The 24824-nt window shown below is 57.6% G+C and carries 14 protein-coding genes; 6 read left to right on the forward strand and 8 right to left on the reverse strand.

All coding sequences use genetic code 11. The features are described 5' to 3' along the window. The 5 genes from QZ862_RS04320 to QZ862_RS04340 all read left to right on the forward strand — a co-directional run bounded on the left by QZ862_RS04320 (position 1) and on the right by QZ862_RS04340 (position 4475). Positions 1-957, forward strand: coding sequence for a FliM/FliN family flagellar motor switch protein (locus tag QZ862_RS04320; RefSeq protein ID WP_296097732.1), 957 nt, complete (start codon positions 1-3; stop codon positions 955-957). Between the two features lie 65 nt (positions 958-1022). Further along, positions 1023-1535, forward strand: a complete 513-nt coding sequence (fliN, locus tag QZ862_RS04325) for a flagellar motor switch protein FliN (protein WP_296018209.1) — start codon at positions 1023-1025, stop codon at positions 1533-1535. 27 nt (positions 1536-1562) lie between these two features. Continuing rightward, a complete protein-coding gene (fliG, locus tag QZ862_RS04330) occupies positions 1563-2609 on the forward strand; it encodes a flagellar motor switch protein FliG (RefSeq protein WP_296018207.1) in 1047 nt (348 codons plus the stop codon). Between the two features lie 331 nt (positions 2610-2940). Next, positions 2941-4020: a flagellar biosynthesis protein FlhB gene (gene flhB / locus QZ862_RS04335; RefSeq protein ID WP_296018204.1), complete on the forward strand. Its 1080-nt coding sequence runs from the start codon at positions 2941-2943 to the stop codon at positions 4018-4020. A 5-nt stretch (positions 4021-4025) separates the two neighbouring features. Then, positions 4026-4475, forward strand: a complete 450-nt coding sequence (locus QZ862_RS04340; RefSeq protein WP_296018203.1) for a hypothetical protein — start codon at positions 4026-4028, stop codon at positions 4473-4475. A gap of 197 nt (positions 4476-4672) precedes the next feature. On the opposite strand, the gene QZ862_RS04345 is transcribed toward QZ862_RS04340, so the two are convergent. Together QZ862_RS04345 and mscL are read right to left on the reverse strand one after the other, a co-directional pair. Beyond that, positions 4673-5845: a pyridoxal phosphate-dependent aminotransferase gene (locus QZ862_RS04345; protein ID WP_296097734.1), complete on the reverse strand. Its 1173-nt coding sequence runs from the start codon at positions 5843-5845 to the stop codon at positions 4673-4675. A 123-nt stretch (positions 5846-5968) separates the two neighbouring features. Continuing rightward, complete coding sequence (mscL, locus tag QZ862_RS04350) at positions 5969-6397, reverse strand: large conductance mechanosensitive channel protein MscL (protein ID WP_296018198.1); 429 nt, start codon at positions 6395-6397, stop codon at positions 5969-5971. 243 nt (positions 6398-6640) lie between these two features. On the opposite strand from mscL, the gene QZ862_RS04355 reads away from it, so the two are divergent. After that, positions 6641-10147: a PAS domain-containing hybrid sensor histidine kinase/response regulator gene (locus QZ862_RS04355; RefSeq protein ID WP_296097736.1), complete on the forward strand. Its 3507-nt coding sequence runs from the start codon at positions 6641-6643 to the stop codon at positions 10145-10147. A gap of 89 nt (positions 10148-10236) precedes the next feature. On the opposite strand, the gene QZ862_RS04360 is transcribed toward QZ862_RS04355, so the two are convergent. The 6 genes from QZ862_RS04360 to glf all read right to left on the reverse strand — a co-directional run bounded on the left by QZ862_RS04360 (position 10237) and on the right by glf (position 24821). Beyond that, positions 10237-12090 (reverse strand): methyl-accepting chemotaxis protein, encoded by a 1854-nt coding sequence (locus tag QZ862_RS04360; protein WP_296097738.1) that lies wholly within the window; start codon positions 12088-12090, stop codon positions 10237-10239. A 249-nt stretch (positions 12091-12339) separates the two neighbouring features. Continuing rightward, entirely contained in the window at positions 12340-13041 is a 702-nt protein-coding gene (locus QZ862_RS04365; RefSeq protein ID WP_296097761.1) for a helix-turn-helix transcriptional regulator, read from the reverse strand. Between the two features lie 55 nt (positions 13042-13096). After that, positions 13097-13822 (reverse strand): helix-turn-helix transcriptional regulator, encoded by a 726-nt coding sequence (locus QZ862_RS04370; protein WP_296097763.1) that lies wholly within the window; start codon positions 13820-13822, stop codon positions 13097-13099. A 353-nt stretch (positions 13823-14175) separates the two neighbouring features. Further along, the gene (gene fliF, locus QZ862_RS04375) at positions 14176-15864 is read right to left on the reverse strand and encodes a flagellar basal-body MS-ring/collar protein FliF (protein ID WP_296018190.1); all 1689 of its coding nucleotides are present in this window, start codon (positions 15862-15864) and stop codon (positions 14176-14178) included. Between the two features lie 245 nt (positions 15865-16109). Further along, on the reverse strand, positions 16110-23465 hold the full coding sequence (locus QZ862_RS04380) for a hypothetical protein (protein ID WP_296097740.1): 7356 nt from the start codon (positions 23463-23465) through the stop codon (positions 16110-16112). 201 nt (positions 23466-23666) lie between these two features. Beyond that, the gene (gene glf / locus QZ862_RS04385) at positions 23667-24821 is read right to left on the reverse strand and encodes a UDP-galactopyranose mutase (protein WP_296081106.1); all 1155 of its coding nucleotides are present in this window, start codon (positions 24819-24821) and stop codon (positions 23667-23669) included. Positions 24822-24824 lie beyond the last annotated feature (3 nt).

Genomic DNA, 24824 nt, shown 5'->3' on the forward strand with positions numbered 1-24824 from the left:
ATGGCGGACGTTGCTGAACAGACCCCGATTGCTCCAATGGACCCCGCTCTGCTGGCCAAGCTGACCGGTGGTCTTGGCGACAACAAGAAAATCGGAAAGATCGGTGCCGACATCGGTCAGATCTATACCGCGTTTCTTCCCGATGTTTTTCATAGCCAGACGAGCCTCTCCATCGAAGTCGATTATGAGGGTTGCGAATCCGGACTGATGACCGATCTCGTGGCCAAGCTCGGCAAGGATTACGCCGTTTCGGACTGCTCGCTTCGCAACTGGTGCAACAATTTCATGATCGGTATCGGCAACGGTTTCGTCATGGCGTTGATGGAGCGCATGCTGGGCGCGGCACCCGATACGATCATGGAGCCGGAAGTGCGCCCTCTGTCACAGATCGAACTCGATCTTGCCGCGCTGGTGCTCGACCGAATCGCTGGTGTGCTGCGTTCTTCCGTCAATGCGCCCGGCGGCTTCGAGGCCATCATAGAACCGCCCTTCAACGCAACCGGAAAGAGTGCCTACGAAGAGGCCATGTTCGGCCAGTTCGGCATGCTGATCCGGCTGAAGATCCTAATCGGCAAGGTTGCTTCCGACTTTGCGCTGATCGTGCCTCAGCGCACGCTTCTCAAGACGACGATCGTTGCGCCGAAGCCTTCGGCCGGCGCATTGAAGAAGCAGGAAGAGTGGATGGAAATGATTTCCGAGCAGGTCAAGCGTTCACAAGTGACGCTTGAGGCGAAAATCAGGCTCCAGACACTGACACTGAAGACTATCTCACGCCTCGTGGAAGGAGACGTCATTCCTTTCCGGGACGCGAAGCAGGATGATATCTGCGTCGAAGTAAGCGCAAACGGTGCAAAAATGTATAATTGCGAGTTTGGGCGAGCCGGGGACCGCTACATGGTTCGGGTCAAGAACAACGTCTCGACGGATGACGAAATCCTAAGACATCTGATGGGTTGATCGCTCGCGATACAATCAGAGGTTTTAGGCAGGCTGACGCAAGTTTCAAAAGGAATAATTATCGCATGGCTACGAAAAAGACCCCTTTAACCGACGACGACCTGATGCCTTCGCTTGATGACGCGGGCGATCTGGACAACGCTATCGGTGGGCTGCGCGACGTGTTGAAAAGCGACGCTGAGGGTTCGCTCTCCAGCTTTGGAGACTTCGGCGATTTCGACGCCGCCGATGAAAGCCCGATGGCGATGGGGGCCGATCTCGGTGCCTTCGGTGGCGCAGCCGAGATGTCTTTTTCCGCAGCGCCGCCGCTTGGTAGCGGCCTGTCGGATAACATGGATCTGATCATGGACATCCCGATCGATGTCCAGATCGTTTTGGGAACCAGCCGCATGCTGGTATCGGGTCTGATGGGCCTGGAAGAGGGAGCAACAATTGCGCTCGATCGACGAATCGGCGAACCTGTTGAGATCATGGTGAACGGTCGTTGCATCGCACGCGGTGAAATTACCGTTCTCGAGAACGACGAAACGCGTTTTGGCGTCAAGCTTATTGAAGTACTGAGTACCAAGAAGACCTGATCCCTGTGGGGACGGAGAGGAAAGACCATGATGGACTTTGAGGATTTCGGTAACCCGGTGTTAGGGAAACCGTTGTCTCAGGCTGAAAAAGCCGCCGCCGTTCTTCTGGCGATGGGCAAGGGCGTGGCTGGAAAACTGTTGAAGTTTTTCACCCAGGCCGAGCTGCAGACCATCATCAATTCCGCTCAGACTCTCCGTGTCATCCCCCCGGACGAACTGGCCCAGATCGTCGCTGAATTCGAAGACCTCTTCACCGAGGGCACCGGACTGATGGACAACGCCAAGGCCATCGAAGCGATTCTCGAAGAAGGCCTCACTCCGGAAGAAGTGGACGGCCTTCTCGGTCGCCGTGCAACCTTCCAGGCCTATGAAACCTCAATCTGGGATCAGCTTCAGGATTCCGACCCGCAATTCATCGGCAAGTATCTGATGCGAGAACATCCGCAGACGATCGCCTATATTCTTTCCATGCTTCCTTCGTCCTTCGGCGCCAAGGTACTTCTGACCATCCCCGACGAACAGCGCGCGGATATCATGAACCGCACGGTGAACATGAAGGAAGTCAGCCCCACCGCCGCGCAGATCATCGAAAAGCGCGTTTTGGCACTGATTGCCGAGGTCGAGGCGGAGCGCAACGCAGTGGGTTCCATCAAGGTCGCGGACCTGATGAACGAACTGGAGAAGCCGCAGGTCGACACCCTGCTCAGCTCGCTGGAGACGCTGAGCCGCGAATCGGCCAACAAGGTCAAGCCGAAGATCTTCCTTTTCGAAGACCTGCTCTATATGCCGCAGCGCAGCCGAGTGGCACTGCTCAACGACATTGCCGGCGATGTTCTCACCATGGCGCTACGTGGCGCCACGGCGGAGATCAAGGAATGTGTGCTGTCGAGCATCAGTCCGCGCCAGCGCCGCATGATCGAGTCCGATCTGGCCGTGCCATCAGCCTCAATCAATACGCGCGAAGTCGCAGTGGCCCGCCGCGCTGTCGCACAGGAAGCCATCCGTCTGGCCAACTCCGGCCAGATCGTCCTCAAGGAAGTGGCAACAGAAGGCGGCGAGCCCGCAGCCGCATAGAACCTTCCCGGTTGATAACACCTGCCGCATGACCACGCCGTCTTGCGGGCTGCGCATCAAGACTGTAGCCTCTGTCCGTGTTGACCTGCCTGAGAAGGCGGGTTTTTTCACTTGAAGCGCATGGCGATGTTTTCAACTCTGCCGTTGATGCCTCAGGTGTTTTTCTACGTATCTCGCTTTCGCAAAATCACTGAACGGTCTTGCGCGACGTGCCCACAGCATCGGCCTGAAAATCTGAACTGATTTTCGCAAAGCACGATGTGGAGATTCAAGAAGAAGAGCGTCCTTCGCGCGTCTTGAAAGACGTGCGGCGCTCTAGGGGGATCTTGCCTTGGCAGACGAGGACAAGGACAGTAAAACAGAAGATCCATCAGAGAAAAAACTTCGCGACGCCGTCGAGAAGGGTAATATCCCTGCGTCTACCGAAGCCTCGCTCTTTGCATCCTCGCTCGCCTTTTATGTCTATCTCGTTTTCTTCGCACCGGACGGCGCAAAACGCCTTGGCGAATCCCTAAAGGATGTGATCGAACGGCCGGAACAATGGCGGCTCAACACTGCGGGAGATCTCGTTTCTCTGGGCCTTCATCTGGCCAAGGAAGCGGGTGCGCTGCTTTTGCCCGCAGCGATCATGTTCATCATCTTCGGGCTGGGTCAGTCCTTTGCACAGAACATGCCGCAATTCGTTCTCGATCGTATAACCCCCAAGGCCGAACGTATCTCGCCGGTCAAAGGTTTTCAGCGCATCTACAGCGTGAACGGTCTCGTCAACTTCGGCAAATCCCTCTTCAAGGTGGTCGTCGTCGCCATCATCATGGGGATTGTGCTGAAGAACGATTATTTCAAGCTGCTGACAGCTCTGATCTCCGATCCGCAGCTGATCGTTCCGACCGGCTATGAAATCTTGAAGAAAATGATGATCGTCATTCTCTTCTCTACCGGTATTCTTGCGGTGGCCGACTACTTCTGGAGCCATCATCGCTGGTACAGCGAACTGAAGATGACCAAGCAGGAAGTCAAGGACGAACACAAGCAGTCCCAGGGCGACCCCGTGGTCAAAGCCCGCCAGCGCTCGATTGCGCGCGATCGCGCCCGCCGCCGCATGATGGATGCCGTTCCAAGAGCGACGTTGATCATCACCAACCCGACTCACTACGCGGTGGCGCTGCGTTACGTGCGTGAGGAAAGCGATGCTCCGATCGTGGTTGCCAAGGGACAGGATCTGATTGCGCTGCGCATCAGGGAAATCGCCACCCAAAACAACATTCCTATTTTTGAGGATCCGCCACTCGCCCGCTCCATGTTTGCGCAAGTCTCAGTCGATAGCGTCATCCCGTCAGTATTTTATAAGGCTGTGGCGGAACTCATTCACAAGGTTTACGCCGCACGTCAGAACAAAAGACGGGTAAACTGATCGACATGAAAAAATGCCCATATTCGGCTCAACGAGAAGAAATAGTTGCACGCGCAATCGGTCCCGTAGCGGCCGAGCTTCGCCTTATCGACGCAGCTGATCTAATATCTCTTTTAAAGTTTGAATATTACAACAGCTTGTCGGATCTCGTAGATTCGGCGGCAGAACTTTACTTCCATCCAGGTACCGTTCATTTCGGGATCGGTGGGGACTATACGCTGGACTGGGACACCTATCCTTCGATCACGCTCGATCTTGAGATCAAGCCGAAAGGTGTCACGATCTACGCGCAATTGATGCTTGGCAAAGACCATGCCGGCGTCAACATCAACTACATCAACTTCCAGAACCCTTCCAACGACCCGAACGAGAACACCGCATTCCTGGCCGATAGCCTGCGCTACGCCACTTTCTACAAGAATGTGGACTCCGCTGCGATGAACGCAGCGCACTAGATCCTGATCGTTTCTCCCGTATAGTTTGGCTCTGAGCGCGCCCTTTGCGTCCTCGAAGCCTTTGAAACTACAGCATCGTGCTTTCCGAAAATCATTGCTGATCTTTCGGAAAGCACGGTGTTGTTCAACGACGTGGAGCGTTTCCGTCTTGAGCGGAAACGCTCCACGTTGTCGTTACGCAGAAAAATGAAAACCCGTCAGGCGGATTTCCGCAGGATGTAATCCGACAGTCTGTCTGCCGCATCTGCTATCTGTGCCGGGTCGCGCAGGAAACAGGCGCGCAAAAACAATTCTCCGCCCGCGCCGAACGCTGTTCCCGGCGCCAGTCCAACGCCGACCTTGTCAACGATATCGAAGGCTGCTGCGCGGGTATCCGTGATGCCATCTATTTTCAGGAATGCATAAAGAGCGCCATCCGGCTTCAAGGTCTCGACGCGATTGGTCGCAATCAGCGCTTCGCAGAGAATATCGCGAGACTGCGCTGCTCGGGCAAAATTCTGCGCCAGGAAATCATCGCCTTCGTCCAATGCGGCAACCGCTCCGCGCTGCATGAACTGCGCCACGCCAGAGGTCGAATACTGGATCAGATTCTCGATCACCTGGCCTATTTCCGGAGGGGCAACCAGCCAGCCGACACGCCATCCCGTCATAGACCAGTTCTTGGAGAAGGAATTGGCAAAGACGATTCGGTCGCCCTCCTCCATCACGTCGAGGAAGGACGGCGCGCGTGCTGCGCCGTAATAATAAAGCGCGTAGATCTCGTCGGCGACGATCCAAAGCCCGTGCTTGCGCGCTAGTGCAAGAATGTTGCGAAGATCGTCTTTCGTGGCCGTCCAGCCGGTTGGATTGGACGGCGTATTGATGAAGAGGGCCTTGGTCTTCGGCGTAATAGCGCTTTCAAGCTTGCCGATATCGATCTCCCACTTGCCCTGGATAAAATCGATCCCAACGGGGACCGCGTTCGCGCCGGCAACGCCAATGGCGGCGACGATATTCGGCCATGTCGGCGTGAGGTAAATCATTTCATCGCCAGGTGACGTCAATGCCTGGACCGCGAGAGCGATGGCCTGCATGCCGGAGCCCGTCACGTAGAAGTGGTCCGTTGAAAGAGTTGCGCTGAAATGTCTTTGATAATAGCGCACAAGCGCTTCGCGAAGACCTGGAATGCCGCGCTGCCATGTATAGAAAGTCTCACCCGCATTCAGCGCATCTGCCGCCGCTTTGGAGATGAAGGCTGGCGTCGGTAGATCGCCTTCGCCAACCCATAAAGGAAGAAGATTTTCCCGATCGTGGGCGTATTTTTTGACCTCGACGATACCACTTTCCGGCGCTGCCAGAGAGCGTGCGCTGAGACTGTTCAAAACCGACATAGAAGGCACTCCGTTCAAGTGCCTTCTTAGCGCATTGCGTACCAGCCTGGCATGATATTCCGTGAAGAAATCACGGATTTTGCTGATGAGTCAGAGATCGATCTGACGAGAAACCCTTCCGCTTCAGCGGGTTTTCAACAGGTCGCGGATTTCGGTCAGCAGTTTGACGTCTTCTGGCGGCGGGGCTGGAGCCTTCTTTTCTTCCACCTTTTCGCGTTCCACCGAAGCACGGATTTTGTTCACGCCCTTGACCATCAGGAAGATGATCCATGCAAGGATGAGGAAGTTGATAACGATGGTGATGAAATTGCCGTAGGCGATGACCGCACCCTGCTCGCGGGCAGCAGCAAGGGAGGGCGCAGTGACGGTTGAACTCAGCGGGATGAAGTAGTTCGAGAAGTCAAACCCGCCGAAGATTGCGCCGACGATTGGCATGATGAGATCGTTGACGACCGAATCGACGATCTTGCTGAACGCCGCTCCGATGATGACGCCCACGGCCAGATCCATGACGTTGCCGCGCGCGATGAATGTCTTGAATTCATTAAGCATAAAGATGTCCCTCTTTGAAGCCCTCTTACCTGTCGGGACTGGACGCCACCGACCGCCGCACAATAGCACTCCGGTTGCCAATGCGCAGTATTATGACGCGGCATTAGTCTATTCGGTTCCACCGTCTGAAGCTCAGGTCGCAGACGCAACCGCTCTCACGTTGAACTTTATGCCAATACGGGGCCAATTCTCATTTCCCCAGAAGTGTCATAAGCTTGCATGCAACGCGTGGAGGGGACCCTATTGCTGCCCGGGTGGATCATATTCGTCTCGGCTTTCGCCTATATCCTGCTGCTGTTTGCAGTGGCGAGTTACGGCGACCGCAAGAGCCGGCAGAAGACCGCTCCCAACACCGGGCGACCGGTGGTCTATGCTCTCAGCCTTGCGATCTACTGTACCTCATGGACATACTTTGGCGGGGTCGGCCTTGCCTCGGAAAAAGGGCTCGAATTTCTCGGCATCTACATCGGTCCGATCCTGGCCTTCACTCTCGGAATGCCGGTGATCCGCCGGATCGTGGAATTGGCCAAGGCGGAAAAGTTGACCTCGGTCGCGGATTTCATCGCCGCACGTTACGGCAAGAACCCGACGGTGGCCATGATCGTCTCCGTCATCGCTCTGGTTGGCGCCATCCCCTATATTGCTCTGCAGTTGAAAGCCGTGTCGAGTTCAGTGGCCACCATGGTGGACCCGCGCGACTACGGTATCGGCAGCGGAAATCTCTACTTCCTCGATCTACCGCTGATCGTAACGGTGGTGATGTCTGGATTTGCGATCATGTTCGGCACGCGCCACACCGACGCGACAGAACATCAGGACGGGCTGATCCTCGCCATCTCGATGGAATCGGTCGTCAAGCTTCTGGCAATCTGCACGGCCGGTATTTATGTCGTTTTCTTTCTGTTCGACGGGCCAGCACAGCTCTGGCGGCTTGCCTCTGAAAACGCGCAGGTGATGGAGGCGGTCTCGTACCAGACGCCAATCAGCCGCTGGATCATTCTCACCCTCCTGTCGGGCTTCGCCATCATCCTTCTGCCACGTCAGTTCCATGTCACGGTGGTCGAGAACCGAACGGCAAAGGAACTGCGAACGGCGGGATTTCTTTTGCCGCTCTATCTGGTGGCAATCAACATTTTCGTACTGCCCATTGCAATCGCCGGTCTACTGACATTGGGGAGCAATGGCGACGCGGATCTTTATGTTCTTCAACTGCCGCTGTTCCATGGTGTGCCGATCGTTTCGCTGATCACATTCATCGGTGGTTTTTCCGCAGCTACCGCCATGGTGATCGTCGCCTCCGTGGCGCTGTCGATCATGGTGTCCAACGACATCCTGATGCCGATTTTTCTGCGGCAAAAACTCCTGACCCGCTCGCCTCACAGCGATGATTTTGCCAAGACACTATTGAATATCCGCCGAACCGCGATCTTCATCGTGCTGCTGCTCGGCTATTGCTATTACCGGGCAGCCGACAGCACATCAGGTTTGTCATCCATCGGGCTGCTTGCCTTTGCCGCAATCGCGCAAATGGCGCCTTCCCTGTTTGGCGGTCTGCTCTGGCGGCGGGCAAACGCACGTGGAGCTATTGCCGGACTTAGTTCAGGCTTCATCGTTTGGGCCTATCTCCTCTTCCTGCCAAGCCTGGGAGGACCCGACTACGCCTATGTTGCATCCGGGGTCTTGAGTTTCATTTTCCCGGGAACAGAAATATTCAGCGGCCCCGGCGCCGATCCGCTGGTCAATGCGGTGACGCTTAGCCTGCTCATCAATTCGCTGACGTTCGTGCTTGGCTCCCTCTCGCGCAATCCGCGTCCTGTGGAACGCATCCAGTCTGGCATTTTCGTCAAGCGCCACTCCAAGTCTCAATTCGCCACACGAGGCTGGAAGACGCGTGTGAGTGTCGGCGACCTGAAGAGTGCGGTGGCGCGCTATCTCGGCGAAGAGCGGATGTTGCGCTCGCTTTCAGCCTACGAGAAGACGGCCGGGCGAAAGCTGGAGGACGATCAGCCTGCCGATATGGCGCTAATTCATTTCTCCGAGCAGTTGCTTGGCAGCGCGATCGGCTCTTCCTCTGCCCGGCTGGTGTTGTCGCTCATTCTGCAGAAAGCGGAAGATACCAGCGCCGATACCGCCTGGCTGCTCGATCAGGCCAGCGAAGCGCTGCAATACAATCAGGACATGCTGCAGACCGCTCTTGCACAGATGGATCAGGGCATCGCCGTCTTCGACAGTTCGTTGCAACTGACGATATGGAACCGGCGCTTCCGCACGCTTTTGGAATTGCCGGAGCATTTCGGCCGGGTTGGACTGCCGCTCGGAGAGATCGTTGCACTACTGGAAGAGCGTGGGGATATTACACCCGGCGATCATAGTGAGCGTATCGACCAGTTTCTCGCCATGGACCGGCCTTTTTCACTGGAACTGAGCGGGGGAGCGCGCATCATCGAAGTTCGTTCCAACGCAATGCCGGACAAGGGTGTGGTCGCGACCTTTACCGATATTACACAGCGCGTGGAAAGCGACCAGGCGCTGAAGCAGGCCAATGAAACCCTGGAACAGCGCGTTGCGGAGCGCACTGCAGAGCTGTTGCGGGTCAATCGCGAACTGGTGGAGGCGCGTGCGGCAGCAGATGAGGCCAACATCGGCAAGACCCGGTTCTTTGCCGCTGCCGGCCACGATATCCTGCAGCCACTCAACGCCGCCCGTCTCTACTCTTCCGCACTGGTCGAGCGCATCGGCAATTCGGACAACAGCAACCTCGTTCAAAATATCGATTCGGCGCTGGAATCGGTGGAAACGATCCTGGGCGCGGTGCTGGATATATCGCGTCTCGATACAGGCGCGATGAAACCGCGCATGGCAGCGGTGCCTTTGAACGATCTGCTGAAACGGATCGAGACAGACTTCGCCCCGATGGCGCGCGAGAAGAACCTTGAATTCGTAGTGATGCCCACATCCTTGATGGTGCGCTCAGACATCAATCTGTTGCGGCGGCTCATCCAGAACCTGGTGTCCAACGCCATCAAATATACCAGCTCGGGCAAGGTGCTCGTCGGAGCGCGGCGGCGCGGCGGCGATGTGATGATCCAGGTGATCGATTCCGGCATGGGAATTCCGGCATCCAAGTTTCGGACGATCTTCAAGGAGTTCACACGGCTCGACGCAGGAATGAGGGCTGCGGCAGGTCTTGGTCTTGGTCTGTCCATCGTGGACCGCCTGTCGCGGGTTCTGCACCATCCCGTTCAACTGTCATCGGTCGTGGGCAAAGGCACGTCCTTTGTCGTGCAGGTGCAGAGGGAAGCGCAGCATGGGAAACAAAGCAGGCAGGCGGAGCATACGGTGTCTCAACTCCAACAGACGCAGCTCGCAGGCTTTCGCATTCTGTGCATCGACAACGAGCCGAAAATACTCGAAGGCATGGCCGTTCTACTGACAGGCTGGGGCTGCACGGTGACGCAGGCTGCCTGCGTCGATGACCTCGATGATGCTTTGAGCAGAGGTGGCATTCCCGACATGATCATTGCCGACTATCATCTCGCCGAGGGTACAGGGATCGATGCGATCCTGCATCTGCGCGAAACATCGAAAGCGCAGCTTCCCGCTCTCCTCGTCACTGCCGATCGGACACCGGAGGTTCGCACCGAAGCGGAACGCCACGGCATCGGGGTTCAGCACAAGCCGGTTCGACCGGCTGCTTTGCGCGCGTACGTCACACAGGTCTTCAACACCCGGCAGGCGGCCGCGGAATAAGCATCTTCACTCGATGGATAAGGCGTCCTGACGCTCATAGAAAAACCGCCCTTCGAGATGAAGAGCGGTCTTCAATTGTGATGCTTCGATCAGGCCGCGCGGCCATAGTGGTTTTGCCGACCACCTGTCGCATTGGACTGCTCCATGCGGAAGCGCTGAAGAAGGCCCAGAAGCGCCTCGACTTCGTCTGCGAGCATCTGGCTTGCAGCGCTCGATTCTTCCGCCATAGCCGCATTCTGCTGAGTCATGTGGTCCATCTGGTTTACCGAGCCGTTGACTTCCTGCAACGCGGATGCCTGGTCCTGGGTCGCCGTAGCGATGGTTTCCACGTGTTGGCTGACAGTGACGATCTGCTGGCTGATCGATGAGAGAACCTGGCCGGCCTCCTGCACGAGAAGCGAGCCTGTGCTGACTTCCTGTGTCGACTGGTTGATCAGCGCCTTGATCTCATGGGCCGCGTCGGCGGAGCGTTGGGCGAGTTCTCGCACTTCCTGGGCGACCACAGCAAATCCCTTGCCAGCCTCTCCTGCGCGTGCAGCCTCGATACCGGCATTGAGGGCAAGGAGGTTCGTCTGGAAGGCGATGTCGTCGATGACTTCAATGATCTGTTCGATCTTCTGGGATGCGTCCTCGATGCGGCTCATCGCATCGACAGCATTTTTCACGACGGTTCCGGAGCTGTCGGCGCTCTGCTGCGTTGCGCGAACGGCCTTATTGGCTTCGCGAGCACGCTCGGCAGAAGACTTGACAGTCACAGTGATTTCCTCGACCGCAGCGGCCGTCTGTTCCAGCGATGCAGCCTGAGATTCTGTGCGACGTGACAACTCGTCGGACGATTTGCGCATCTCCAAACCATTGTTCTGGATAACGAAGGTCCGCTCGCGCACCTGCTGCAGCACATCTTTCAGATTGGCAAGCGAGGTGTTGAAGTCGACCCGCAACTGCTCAAGCCTGCCTGAGAACGGCACATCGAGGGTCTGGGTCAGGTCTCCATTTGAGAGAAGAGCCAGGCCCCCGGCCAGTTGGTTGACGGCAAATTCGATCTCGCGATCGGTATTCTGTTTCTCGACATCGTTTTGCGCCCGTTCGGCTTCAGCCTGCGCCCGCTCTTCGGCGCTCTGGCCCTCGATGCGGAGCTTCTCACGGGCGTTCTCGCGGAAGACCTCCAACGCGCGCGCAATATCGCCGAACTCGTTCTTGCGTTCCGCGTAGGGAATGTTTGTGTCGAGCCTGCCCTGAGACAGGAATGTGATGGCGCTCGTCAGGTTACCGAGTGGACGCATGCTGCGCTTGATGATGAGGTATCCAAGAACGCTGAATATGACGATGACCGCTCCGCCGACAATCAGCATCATGTTGCGAAGACCGTCTATATGTCCTTGATAGAACTCCATAGGTACACCAACGAAAAGGATGCCAACGGCATCTCCCTTCTTGGAAAGAACAGGCATGTATCCCGCCATGTAATCCCTGCCGAACAGCTTCGCCGGGCCGATATATGACTGGCCCTTGGTGATGCTCTGGTAGGCGGGACTGTCGACAGCAAGCTTTGTCCCGACAGCGCGCTCGCCCTTCTCGTTTTTGAGACTGGTCGAGATTCTGAGGAAGTCCGTGCCCTGTGCCTGAAATACGGTTGCCACGCCACCGATAGCCATGCCGGTGCGGTCGACGAGATCGAAATCGAGGAGCGTGCCGATGCTAGGACGGCTTACAGATTTAAGCTCGTCATTATCGATAGCGAGCGTCGTGCCTCCGACCTTCAGCTGGTAGAGGATCGCCATGCTGCGAATTCCTCTTTCCGTATCCATAATCGCGGTCTGCATGACATCCTGCTTCAACCGCATATAGGTTGAGGCACCGACGGCTATGATACCAAGAATCACAAGACCGAGGGTCAGGCATACTATCTGGACCACAATTGATCTCGATACAAAACGCGACATTGCTTGTCCTCAAAATTAACCACTCCCGCAACGTGACGTAAAAATGTTAAAATTCAGGGAATATTACAAAAGCCAAATTCTTGATGACGAACGACAGGCATGTAAGTCTTGAATACTAAAAGAAAAATACTTTGGGCGAGCGAAACGCAGCACCTGAACTGAGCTTCAGTCCAGCCCTCTCTCGCCGAAAACAATGCCTCTACGGGAGGTGGCAATGGTGCCGCCACGCGGCATCACCTGCCAAAACCATCAATGAATGAAACCGAGGCGAATGGCTTTGGCTATTGCCTGGATGCGGTTGACGGAATCGAGTTTGATGGTAGCGGATCCGAGATAGGCATTGACGGTATGAACCGAGAGGCCGAGCTTGGTCGCAATCTCTTCGCTGATCCGGCCATCACCTGCCAATTGAAGGCACGCAACTTCTCGCTCGCTCAAAGCTTCTGAAGGGGACACGCGGCGCTCGTCCATTGCCAGAAGATCGACCATGATCTGCGTGCATTTAACGTGCTGTTCAAGCATCAATTCGTTGTCAAGCAGCAGGTTTCCGCCACAGAAGATGACGAACCCATTCCCCATCGTGCCAAGTCGCACCGGAAAACCAACGCCGCAATAGCCAAGGCTGGCATTATCCAGCCGGACGAGAAGCGCTGGAACGTCGGGAAGATCCGCGAAGCCAGTTTCGCTGTCGCTCATCCATGCCACCGGCAGGAGAGAGGATTCAAGGTGATCTAGCAGCCTTTCGCCAAGCACCTGAACCAGCTGCGTGCTTTGCTCGCCTGCCGATAAACCCAGATTTTCGAGTTCGCACGACAGTTTCCTCTTGTTTGGAAACCCCGCCGCGACCGCGCGCAGAACCATGAAGTTCTTTGCACCGAGGCTTCTCTGCATAGCGACCAGTTTTGGGAAAAGATCGGACCGCGTCACCGAGGGAGCAGCCTTCGAGCCCATGGACTGACCATAGGCTGCGTTTTCCATATCCTTGACGACAACCATGATACGCCTTTCAGACGAGATTGTTACGGACCGCGTAGGCAATGGCCTCCGAACGGGTCTTGGTTGCTGTCTTGCGCATGACGCTGGTGATATAGTTGTTGATGGTGTTTCGCGAGATGCCGAGTATCATCGCCATTTCGTCACTGGTCTTGCCTTCGGCGATCCAGAACAAGCATTCCAGCTCTCTTTCGGTCAGATCGATATCTCGCTCCGTCTTGGCGCCTTCGACGATACCGAAGCTGGCAAAGTAGCCAGCGAGCATACCTGCCTCACGAAGCCTCTCCTCAGGAGGAAGAATTCCTTCGGAAAACATCAACAAAAGCGAAAAACGCAAACGCCCGACGCAGAAAGTCAGCGTCCAGTATTGGCGATCTGTCCCTTCCGGCACGACCGCGTCATCGGGAAGCGTCAACAAGCGGGGCCGAAGCAAAGCAAGGCACTTTTCCATCTCGCTCGAACGGCTTTGAGTGCCGGTCAACTCGTTGGCGAGTTTGCGCACCAGATCGAAAGGCCAGTCTGATGTCACAATGAAGCTGAGGCTGGCCTCCTGCAACAAATCTTCCCGGGACAGGAGATAATGCGAAGCGCCGACATAAGATGTCAGATGCTCCATCGCAGCCGTCACATCACCCTCAGCCGCCGCAGCAGCGATCTTGCGAACGAGCTGGCTGCGCGGCAAGGGCCTTGCCGCCGTTTCAGCAGGCGTAGCCGACAGCCTGCGAATATCGACATCCACTTTCAATAGCCTACGCCCTTTCGTTCCCCTGATGGAGATGCTTAAACGGGATGGAACTCATTTCCATACAGCACCGTCGTCATCGAAGACAAAACGGCGCTGGCGACCGAATCATTACACTCTAGGAGACGCAAAAGGAAATGCCATCGGTCCGATACGACCTATCCACTCTTTTTAGCACCCTAGGACAACTTTGAGCATATACGCGTTTGCATTCGCACACATCCGCCTTTTCAGCATCCCACGACTGAATCAAACGATTTGATGAACAGATACTAAACCATCTGGGTCGATGGCCCATAGCAAGAATGTGCGAATAAACAAAAAAGGCCGGTTTGACCCGGCCTTTTCTATCATGCAGCTTTTTCCACAGCCCATTTGCGGAGAATCTTGGCGGCGCGTTCCTCGCTGATTTCCACCATGCGAGAGAGCCTGCGTTCCGGCCCTTCGCGAACCCGGCGATTGAAATCGCCACCGTCGTCGCCTCCGGCAAGAAGATCGTCCGTGCTGTCGAAACCGAAGTCCGCACCGAAGCCTTCCATGAGACCACCTGCCGCGCCACCGCCAATGGCAGGAGAGAAGTCGGGTAGTTCCAGACCGGCTGCATCCTGCGCCAGCTCTGCCGAGGCCGGAGCGCCAGCACCCGACATAGAGCGGACGACGGGACGGACACCAAGCCAAACGACCAGGAAGGCGACCGCGACGAATGCGAGCGAGTTGATGATGCCTGCGGAGTTACGGCTCAGCACTTCCGTGAAACCTGGACCTGCGACGGCCTCGTCAAGCAGCTGCGTTTCCAAGAAGTCCATCGCGGTGATGGTCACGACGTCGCCACGGTCGGCGGAGGTACCGGCAGCAGATGTGACGATCTTCTGCATTTCCGCCAGATAAGCGTCGATCTTGGCCTGATCGGCAGGCTCGCCGATCATCTTGGCAAGCCGTCCCTTGTTGACAACGACAGCCACGGAAATCTTATCGATCGTGTATCCGTTACGTACCGTCGCAACTGTCTTGGAGTTGATTTCGTAGTTGGTCTGCTCTTCCTTCTTGGCAGACTCGTCGGAAGATTTGGGACCGCCGCCACCACTCTGCGGTGCGGCCTGTGGCACGTTCTGCTCGACTGTTGCAGCGGAATCGGGCGTCGTTTCCTGAGACTTCTGATCTTCCTTGGTGGTTCTGACCGACCGCTCGACGCGCGATTCGGGATCGTAAACCGTCTCCTGGATCTGCTGGCTGTCAGTATTGAGCGAGGCAGTAACGCTTGAACGGAAGTTGTCCATTCCCAGGAACGGAGCCAGCGCCTTGTCGATCTTGGTTTCGAGTTCCTGCTGCACGTTCTGGGCAAGCGTCAGCGATCTGCTCATCGCACCGTTGCTGACATCGTCGCCGGAAGCAAGCAACTGCCCGGTCGAATCGAGAAGGGTTACGTCATCCACCTCAAGCCCCGGCACTGCAGAGGCAACCAGATGGCGAATGGATGCGGCGGCCTTGCGGCCCGCAGATGCGCTTGCCCGGATCATCACGGAGGCAGTCGGCTTTTGCTCTCCACGGCGGAAGTTGCCGACATCAGGCATCACGATATGGACGCGAGCGGCAGCAATGCCATCGATCTGCTGGATGGAGCGGCCGATTTCGCCTTCGAGCGCACGGACCCGCGTTACTTCCTGCATGAAGGAGGTGAGGCCGAGAGAGCCGACATTGTCGAACAACTCGTAACCGGCGTTCGCGCTGTTGGGCAGGCCACGTTCAGCCAGGAGCAAACGAGCCTTGCTCGTCATTCCTACGGGAACCTGAACGCTCGTGCCGTCGGCACCGACCTGGAAATCGACATTGGCTTCGGCCAGCGCAATGCTGATCTTGTTCATGTCCATGGTTTCAAGGCCGACATACAGCGTTTCGTAAGCAGGTTTGTTCACATAAAGAGCAGCAGCGAGAATGATTGCCATGGACAGAACGCCCACACCACCCAGCACCAAAAGCCGCGTCTGGCCTAAGGCCGCGAAGTTTTTAAAAACCTGAGGGAGTTGATTTAACAGATTCATTCTGTTCCGCACCGTCATTCATGGGTCCGAGACCTTCTGGTCCCGATGCCACCCTAGAGAACGAAGCTTGCGCGAGGATTTCCCCAATCGAGCGGGGTGCGTCCTACTGGACACACGAAGGAGGATATGTCCTCTTCAACCTGCGCATCGTGTTTTCCCCCACTCGGTTCCGATTTTTGAGCCGATCCTCCAGCTTACTTCGCCCCTGGTAAGAGGGAGCGAAGCAAACAACCGAAACGCAGCTTTCAGGCGGCAAGGTAAGTGGAGATCACGGCTGCGACCTGAGCGGATGTCAGCGCACCCATGTGAGTGTTGAGCAAGGTGGCAACCTGCGCACTGGAGAGGCTGACCAGCGTATCGGTAGAAAGTCCCGCAACGCCGCTGGTACTGAAGGCGGCTATATCCGCGGTCGAAAACTTGGCGATGTTCTCCTTGGAAATGGAAGCGACCTGCGCCGCTGTCAGTGCGCCGACCTGCGCTGGCGACAATGCCTCGCTTTGCGCGGTGGTGAGAGCCGAGATCACGCCTGTCGTCAGTCCGGAAATCGCGGACGTGCCCAACGCGGCGATCTTGTCGGTGGACAGAAGGGCGATATCGCCAGTGTCGAGTGCAGCCGCCTGGATCAGACTCAATCCCTGCAACTGCGCCGTCGTCAACGCTGCAATCTGCCCCGTGCTCATCGCCACGATCTGGTTATAGCCGAGATTGCCGATATGGCTTGGACCGAGAACTGCAATTTCCTCTGTCGTCAGAGACGCGATGATGCCGGTGGAAAGGCCACGGATGGCCGCAGTGCTGATCGCTGCAATGTCTGCCGTCGAGAAGGTATCCATGGCGGCGGTCGAGAGCCCCGCGAGACCATCGGCGCTCAGCGCCGCGATCTGCCCGGTCGATAAGATATCGATCTGGCCGGGCGTCATGGCGGCAATCTGGCTGCTCGTCAGTCCAGCGATCACAGATGTCGCAAGACTTGCAACTTCCCCGGTCGACAAAGCGGCGATGAAGCCGGTCGAAAGGCCCGGAATGGCCGATGAGTTGATCGCGGCGATCTTGTCTGGCGTGAACGTATCGAGGACCTGCGACGTCAAACCTGCGACGCCGCCTGAAGACAGCGCGTTGATCTGCCCGGTCGAAAGCGCATTCACCTGTTCGAGGCTGAGTGCGCCTACGTGTTGAGAGGTCATAGCTGACAGCGCGCCGGTACTAAGGGCAAGGATCTGAGCGGTGGAAAGGGCCAGGAGATCGCCACTTCTCAAACCGACGATCTGCGTGGAGGACAGCGCCCCTATCTGCGCCGTGGAAAGGCCTGCGAACTTATCTGGCGAGAGCACCGCAAGCTGGCCGGTCGAAAGACCGGATATGCCGAGCGTACTCAGTGCTGCAATCGTCTCCATCGAAAGGGACTTAAGGGTTACAGTCGATAACCCCGCGATGCCTGCAGCGCTGATGGCCCCGATATCGGCCTTCGAAAAGGCCTGGAACTGCTCTGCAGTGAGCGCACCGATCTGCCGCGATCCGAGCCCTGCGACCTGTGCCGGCGTGAAGGCCTCGACCTGATCCACGGTCATCGTTGATATCTGAAGCGTCGTCAGTCCGGCAATCCCTGAAGCGCTCAGCGCAGTCATCTTCTCAGGAGACAGGATCGCGATGGCATCCGTCGAAAGGCCTGCAATGGCGCTGGAGGTCAACGCAGCGAGATCCTCCTTCGAGAAGCGGTCTATATCGTCCGCTCCCAATGCTGCGACCTGTGAGGAGGTCAGCGCCGCAACCTGCGCAGGCGTGAGTGCCTCCACCTGCGCGACCGACAGGGAGGCGATACTGTTCGACGAAAGGCCGGCAACGGCCGCGGGATTGATGGAAGCAATCTGCGCAGCGGTGAGCACACCAAGCGCAGCAGTGCTTAAGACGGCCAACTGCCGCGATCCAAGAGCGCCGACTTGGGAGGACGTTAGTGCTTCCAACTGAGACGAGGTCAAGGCCGCGACCTGATCTGTCGACAGGCCTGCAATGCTGCCCGGCGCAAGCGCTGAGACCCGGTCTGCCGAGAGAGCGGCCAGCGTGACGGTTGAAAGACCCGCGAGTGCAGCTGAGGGCAGAGCAGCAAGTTCTGCCGTCGAAAATGCGCCGAGAGCATCGGTCCCGAGGCCACTGACTTGAATGGAAGTGAAGGCCGCGACCTGCGTGGCGTTGAACGCCTCGATCTGGCTTATGCTCAATTTGGCGATCTGCGCCGAAGATAATCCGGCCACACCGGCGGTGCTGAGAGCTGCGATCTGCGCTGTCGTCAGCGCTGCCACATTGGCCGTGGAGATGGCGGAAACCTGCCTGGAGCCAAGCGAGGCGATCTGCGCCGTCGTCAGGCTCGCAAGTTGCGCACTTGTCAGGGCGGCGATCTGGCTTGTCGAGAGACCCTGTATACCGCCTGCCGTGCCGAGGACGGCGATGCGATCCGCCGACAGACTGCCAAGTGCCTCTGTTGAAAGCCCTAAAATCGCGCTTGAGCTCAGAGCGGCGAGTTCTGCGGTAGAAAAGACCGCAAGATCGTCCGCCTCGAGGGCGGCCAGTTGTGTCGAGCTCAACACGGCCACCTGCGACGTCTTGAGAGCTTCGACCTGTGACGTAGTCAGTTTGGCAACCTGCTCTGCGCTCAAACCTGGGATACCGGCCTCACTCAAGGCGGCAATTTGCGAGGTTGTGAGCTCGGCAACGCCAGCCGTTCCGAGTGCGGCGACCTGACGCGAGCCAAGCGCAGCCACTTGCGATGTCGTGAGGCTGCTGATCTGGGCTGCACCAAGTGCCGCGACCTGCGCTGTGGTCAGGCCAGCGATGCCGGTCGCGGAAAGCGCCGCAATCGTCTCCGTCGGCAGGAGCGCAATCTTTGCGGTCGACAGCCCTATAATCGCGCTTGCCGACAAGGCTGCGACGTCCTTGGAGGAGAAAACCTTGATCTGATCAACCGAGAGCGCCGCGACCTGTGCGGATGTCAATGCCCCGACCTGCTCGCTCGTCAGCGCTTCCACCTCGGTGGCCAGTGTCACGATCTGGTCCGTCGACAGACCGATGATACTCCCCTTATCCAGGGCAGCAATCTGATGGACGTCGAGCGCGGCTATGCCCGCCGTGCCCAAGGCCGCGATCTGTCTGGAAGTCAGTCCGGCTACCTGGCGGATCGAGAGCGATTTCAACTGCTCGGTCTTCAGCGCAGCGATCTGGGCCGTCGTCAGTCCGGAGATTCCCGACGGGCTGATCGACGCGAGATCTTCTGTCGACATCGCGGCAACCGTCGCAGTGGCAAGGCCAGCAACCGCCGATGCGTTGATTGCGCCGATGGCGGCAGGAGACAACGCTGCCAGATCGTCGGTACCAAGGGCTGAAACCTGCTGCGAGGTCAATGCCGCAACCTGCCTGGTGGACAGAGCGGCAATCAAGCCTGTCGAAAGTGCTTCAATCTGACCCTTCGTCAGTGCAGCCACGGCCACCGTGCCGAGTGCTGCGATCTGACCGGTGCTAAGGGCTGCGACAGTCGCGGTTGGCAACGCGCCGATCATACCGGGCGCGATCGCACCGATATCAGCGGTGGAAAAGGTCTTGATGCTGTCTGCGCTCAGAGCTGCGAGTTGCGCGGAGGTCAGGGCGGCGACCTGAACGGCAGTCAGCGCTTCTGCCTGAGCAGAGGTCAGCTTGCCAATCTGAGCGGCGGTCAGCCCCGAGACGCCGCCTGTGCTGAACGCGGAAACCTGAGCCGCAGAAAGCGCCGCGATGTTATCGGTACCGAGCGCATTGGCCTGATCGGCCGAAAGAGCGGCGATCTGCCGGGTGGTCAGCGCGCTCGCGTGGAGGGTGGAAAGCGCGGAAATCTGCTTCGTCGTCAGACCGCCAAACGCCGTAGCGCTGAGGGATGCGACCTGATCGGTCGTGAGCGAGCCTATTACCAGTGTGGAAAGGCCGCCAATCGCGCTCGCTCCGATCGCTGCCACGTCGCTGGTGGAAAACAGAGCGAGATCATCGGTACCGAACGCCTCGAGCTGGTCGGCAGAGAGTGCTGCGACCTGAAGGGAGGTCAGCGCCTGCGCCTGTCCGGTCGTGAGGGCATTGACCTGTCTTGTGGATAGGCCACCGATGCCCGCCGTGCTGATCGCGGCGATTTGATCTGTCGAAAGTGACGCGATCTGCAATGTTCCCAAGGCGGCGATCTGGGATGGCGTCAGCGCAGCGATCTGGGCTGTCGACAACACATCGAGCTGCGCACTCGTCAGTGCGGAGATGTGATCGCCCGGGAGATTGGTAATGGCGCCCGCTTTCAACGCCGCTATCTGAGCTGTCGAAAGGGCTGCAAGGCCTGCCGAGCTCAATGCGGCGGTTTGCACGGACGTGAGCGCTGCAATCTGCGAGATCGTCAGCTCTGCCAGCTGGGTGGGCTTGAGCGCTTCGATCTGGTCTGCGGTCAATGCTGCGACAGCTGAGGTGGGGAGGGCGGAAATCTGCGCGCTCGTCAGCGATGCGATGATCCCTGTCGACAAGCCAGTGACGCCATTTGCCGACAGCGCAGCCACATCGACCGCGTCGAAGGTCGCAATGTCATCGGGGCCGAAAGCCGCTAACTGCGCGGAACTGAGCGCAGAAAGCTGCCGTGTCGTTAAAGCATCCACTTGAGCCGTGGACAGTGCAGCGATCTGCTCTGCCGTCAATGTCGCGATTGCCCCGGTGCTCAAAGCCGCAAGCTTTTGCGACGACATCACCGCGATCACGTCCTTGGAAAGCCCGGCGGTCGATGCAAGGGCCTGTATGCTCGCAACTGACATGACTGCCATATCTTCCGGACCAAGGCCCGCCAGCTGGGTCGACGTCAGCGCCGAAATCTGGCCCGTTGACAGGGCTGATATCTGGACTGTCGACAAAGCGGCAATCTGCTCCGAGCTGAGCCCCTTGATTGCAGCGCCGCTGAGCGATCCAATCTGCTCTCCCGTAAGCTTCGCCACCGAGGCTGGTGTCAAGGCTCCGATCTGGCTGGAACCCAGAGCCTTGATCTGGCCGTTCGACAAAGCGTGTATCTGCTCGCTCGACAAGCTCACAATCTGATCGGTCGTCAGCTTCGAAACCGTGCTCGTGCTCAAAGCTGCCACTTGTTGCGTGGTCAATGCTGCGATCACACCCGTCGAAAGTCCCGCGACCGCTCTGGTGCTCAAGGCGGCAAGTGCGGATGTAGAGAGACCTGCCACCTGAACCGGCTTTTCGTTGACGGTCTTCCAGACGCCCGTCACCTGTTCCGGCTTCAGCGCGGCAAGCTGATCCGACCCAAATGCTGCAAGTTGCGCGGAGGACAAGCTGACGAGTTGCGTTGCTGAAAGCGCTTCCATCTGACCTGTGGTTAGCGCAGACACAACCGATGTCGCCAATGCGGCAATTTTTTCCGGCGTCAATCCGGACAGGGCGCTGGTGCTCAAGCCCCGAATGGCCTGGGTGCTGATTGCATTCATATCGGCTGTTGAAAAGACATTGATATCCGCTGAACCTAGAACCGACAGTTGCTCAGAGGTCATGGCCCTGACCTGAACGGAGGTCAGAGCCTCAAGCTGGTTGGTCGTCAGGCTGCCGATCTGAGCAGTCGTCAGATTTGCAACGCCCGCCGTGCTGAGCGCGGCAACCTGCGCGGTCGTCAGGGAGGCGATATAGTCGGTGGATAGCGACTTGATCTGTGGCGCCTTCAAGGCATTGAGCTGGGCGACCGTCAGCGACGCAAGCTGGTCCGATGTCAAGACATCCAGCTGATCGTTGGAAAGAGCCGAGAAAGACGTGGTGGACAAGGCGGCGACCTGCGCAGGCGATAAGCCCTTTATCGCTGCTGTGCTCAGCCCCGACATCGCTTTGGATGAGATCGAGGCGATTTCCTCTGTCGTAAAAGTCTGGATGCCCTTCTCATCGAGCGCTGTCATCTGACTGGCGTTTAGCATCTTGATTTGTGCCGAGGTCAGGGCTTCCACCTGATCGACCGTAAGGACTCCGATCTGGTCGGATGTCAAACGCGAGATGATCGTCGTGCTCAGGCTTGCAATCTGATCAGGGGTCAAGGCTGCGATGACGTCCGCGCCAAGACCAGGCATTGCCTTGGCGGAGAGAGAACCGATCGCAGACGCGTCGAGCGCCTTGATCTTTTCGGCCCCAAGGACGGCCACCTGACTGGACGTCAGCGCTGCTATCTGGCTGCTTGTGATCGCTTTCAGCTGTGCCGAGGTAAAGGCTAGGACCTGGTCTGTACCGAGCTTGGCGAATGTTGCCGTGCTAAAGGCGGCGACGTTGGACGTCGACAGTGCTGCGATGATATCCGTGCTCAACCCAGCAGCGGCGGCGCTGGTCATCGCCGCCATATCGGCTGTGGAGAATGTATTGATCTGCTCCGCCGTCAGCGTGGCGATCTGATCCGAACGGAGTGCCTTGACCTGCTGCGGCGCCAAAGCCTCGACCTGCCGCGTTGACAGCGAGGTGATCTGCTCGCTGGTCAAGCCCGTGATCGCCCGCGTTCCCAAGGTGGCAATCTGCTCCTTGGTGAAGGCAGCGATAGCCTCCGTGCCCAAAGCCGCGACCTGGATCGAGGTCAGAACCTTGACCTGCTTGGTCGTAAGAGCGGCAAGTTGGGCGGTCGAGAATGTCGCAATCTGTTCCGTAGAAAGCGAGGCGACGGACGCCGTTGCAAGTCCTGCAATTGCCGAGGCCGTCAGGTGGGCGATCTTGTCCGCGTCGATCGCCGCAAGTTGCGAGGGTTTCAACGCCGCAGCTTGCGCCGATGTCAGAACGCCGATCTGCGTCGCCTCAAGAGCCTCAAGCTGATCTGGACTGAGGCCACCGATAGACTTCTCGCTGATGGCCGCAATCTGTTGGACGGACAAAGCCTTCACAGCCTCCGTGCTCAGGCCCGAGAGAGCGCTGACGCTCAGCGCATTCATTGCTTCAGTCGTAAGCCCCTTGACGGCTGAGACACCAAGAGAACTGGTTTGCGAGGCCCTGAGGGCCGAAACCTGCGCTCTCGTCAGCGCCGCGATCTGCGCGTCCGAAAGAGCGGCCACCTGCTCCGGAGTCAGCGCAGACACGGCACTAGTGCTGATCGAGGCAATCTTATCGGACGAAAGCGCGGCGAGCGCGCTCGTCGTGAGGCCGACAATCGCGCGACGGGAAATGGCGGCGACGTCCGCCGACGAAAATGTACTGATATCATCCGGGCTCATCATGGCGAGCTGGTCGGATGTCATTGCGCTGACCTGAGACGAGGTCAGCGCCTCAGACTGGGCGGTTGTCAAAGCCTCGACCTGGACGGTTGTCAACGCTCCGACCTGGTTCTTTGTCAGGCTTGAGATCGAAACGCTTTCGAGCACCGCCAATTGTTCGAGCGTGAGACCGACGACCGCGCTCGTGGAAATGGCACTAAGCTGCTTGGTGTTGAACTGCTTGAAATCTTCCACCTCCAGCGCAGCGACCTGTTCAGACGACAGGGCCTTGATCTGCTGCGTGGTCAGAAAGGGAATATCCTCCGTCGTCCAGGCGGCGATATCGGCGTTCGTGAGTGTTCTGATCTGGTTGACGCTCAGCGACGATACGATGGATGTCATTTACAAACCTGACCAAAGCTCAAAAGGGCGACATGCCTCTGTCCGACCAAAGGAAGTATCCACTCGACGGATACGTCCGGACTTAGCAATCCTAGGTGTAGTTGCTTGTGCGAAACTGTCAGCTTTTCGCACAAGCAACGACTCTCAATCCGGATGCAATTTTTGGAAAGCACGGTGCTTCGATCGAAGCCGACACAGCCATCAGAGAGGCGGATTGAGGAAGGAAGGCATAGGCCTGTTTGCGTCCTCCAAAGACAGAAAAAGACGTGCCGTATCGAGTGCCTCTCGGATGGTGACGTCCATGTCGAGATAGCGATAGGTTCCGAGCCGCCCGACGAAGCTGATGTCCGTCTCGGCGTTAGCGAGAGCGACATATTCAGCCAGTTGTTCCTTCTCCTTCACCAGTCGAATAGGGTAATAAGGTATGTCATCGGATCCGCATTCGCGGGCAAATTCCCGGTAGCAGACGGAACCCTCATGCTTTTCCCAGGGAGAGAAGTGCTTGTGTTCGGTGATGCGGGTATAGGGAATAGAGAGTTCGCCGTAATTCATCACCGCGCAACCCTGATAGTCGCCATCATAGGTAAAGCGCTCGAAATCCAGTGTGCGGTATCCGAGACGGCCTTTGGCGTAATCGAAGTAGCCATCCAGCGCGCCCGAATAGAATGTGTGGTCGTAATCGTCCTTTTGCGCGCGCTCGAAACTGCTGTTCAGCCGGATCGCGATCTGCGGATGATCCAGGATACGCTCGACCATCTGCGTGTAGCCGTTTTCCGGCATGCCCTGAAATTTGTGGAAGAAGTAATCGTCGTCGTAGTTGAAACGGACCGGCAGGCGCTTGAGGATGGAGGCTGGCAGATCCTTGGGCGAGCAACCCCACTGCTTCTGGGTGTAGCCTTGGAAAAAAGCCTCGTAGAGATCGCGCCCGACAAAGCGCAGTGCCTGCTCCTCGAAGGTCTGTGGATCGGTGATGCTGGTGTCGGCCTGCTCTTCGATGAAAGCCTTGGCCTCATCCGGACGCAGGGTCTTGCCGAAGAACTGATTGATCGTGTGAAGGTTGACCGGAAGCGAAAAGACCTGGTCCCGGCTCGTCGTCTTGACCCTGTTCTTGTACGGCTTGAAGGTCTGGAAACGGTTGACGTAATCCCACACTTCCACATCGTCGGTGTGGAAGATATGCGGTCCGTAAACGTGAACCATGACGCCGGTATCGGCATCGCGCTCGGTGTGGCAATTGCCGGCAATATGATCGCGGCGGTCGAAGACCTCGACCTGGTGACCGGCCTCAGCCAGTTCACGACCAATGACCGCGCCGGAAAGACCAGCGCCGATAACTGCAATCCTATGTGCTGACACGCG

It is taken from the genome of uncultured Agrobacterium sp. (assembly GCA_913777615.1).
In the GTDB taxonomy this organism is placed as follows: Bacteria; Pseudomonadota; Alphaproteobacteria; order Rhizobiales; family Rhizobiaceae; genus Agrobacterium.

Coding starts and splice junctions, on each gene's coding strand:
- QZ862_RS04340 (WP_296018203.1), top strand. CDS start 4,026: ATGAAAAAATGCCCATATTCGGCTCAACGAGAAGAAATAGTTGCACGC.
- QZ862_RS04380 (WP_296097740.1), bottom strand. CDS start 23,465: ATGACATCCATCGTATCGTCGCTGAGCGTCAACCAGATCAGAACACTC.
- QZ862_RS04320 (WP_296097732.1), top strand. CDS start 1: ATGGCGGACGTTGCTGAACAGACCCCGATTGCTCCAATGGACCCCGCT.
- mscL (WP_296018198.1), bottom strand. CDS start 6,397: ATGCTTAATGAATTCAAGACATTCATCGCGCGCGGCAACGTCATGGAT.
- fliG (WP_296018207.1), top strand. CDS start 1,563: ATGATGGACTTTGAGGATTTCGGTAACCCGGTGTTAGGGAAACCGTTG.
- fliN (WP_296018209.1), top strand. CDS start 1,023: ATGGCTACGAAAAAGACCCCTTTAACCGACGACGACCTGATGCCTTCG.
- QZ862_RS04365 (WP_296097761.1), bottom strand. CDS start 13,041: ATGGGCTCGAAGGCTGCTCCCTCGGTGACGCGGTCCGATCTTTTCCCA.
- QZ862_RS04360 (WP_296097738.1), bottom strand. CDS start 12,090: ATGTCGCGTTTTGTATCGAGATCAATTGTGGTCCAGATAGTATGCCTG.
- QZ862_RS04345 (WP_296097734.1), bottom strand. CDS start 5,845: ATGTCGGTTTTGAACAGTCTCAGCGCACGCTCTCTGGCAGCGCCGGAA.
- fliF (WP_296018190.1), bottom strand. CDS start 15,864: ATGAATCTGTTAAATCAACTCCCTCAGGTTTTTAAAAACTTCGCGGCC.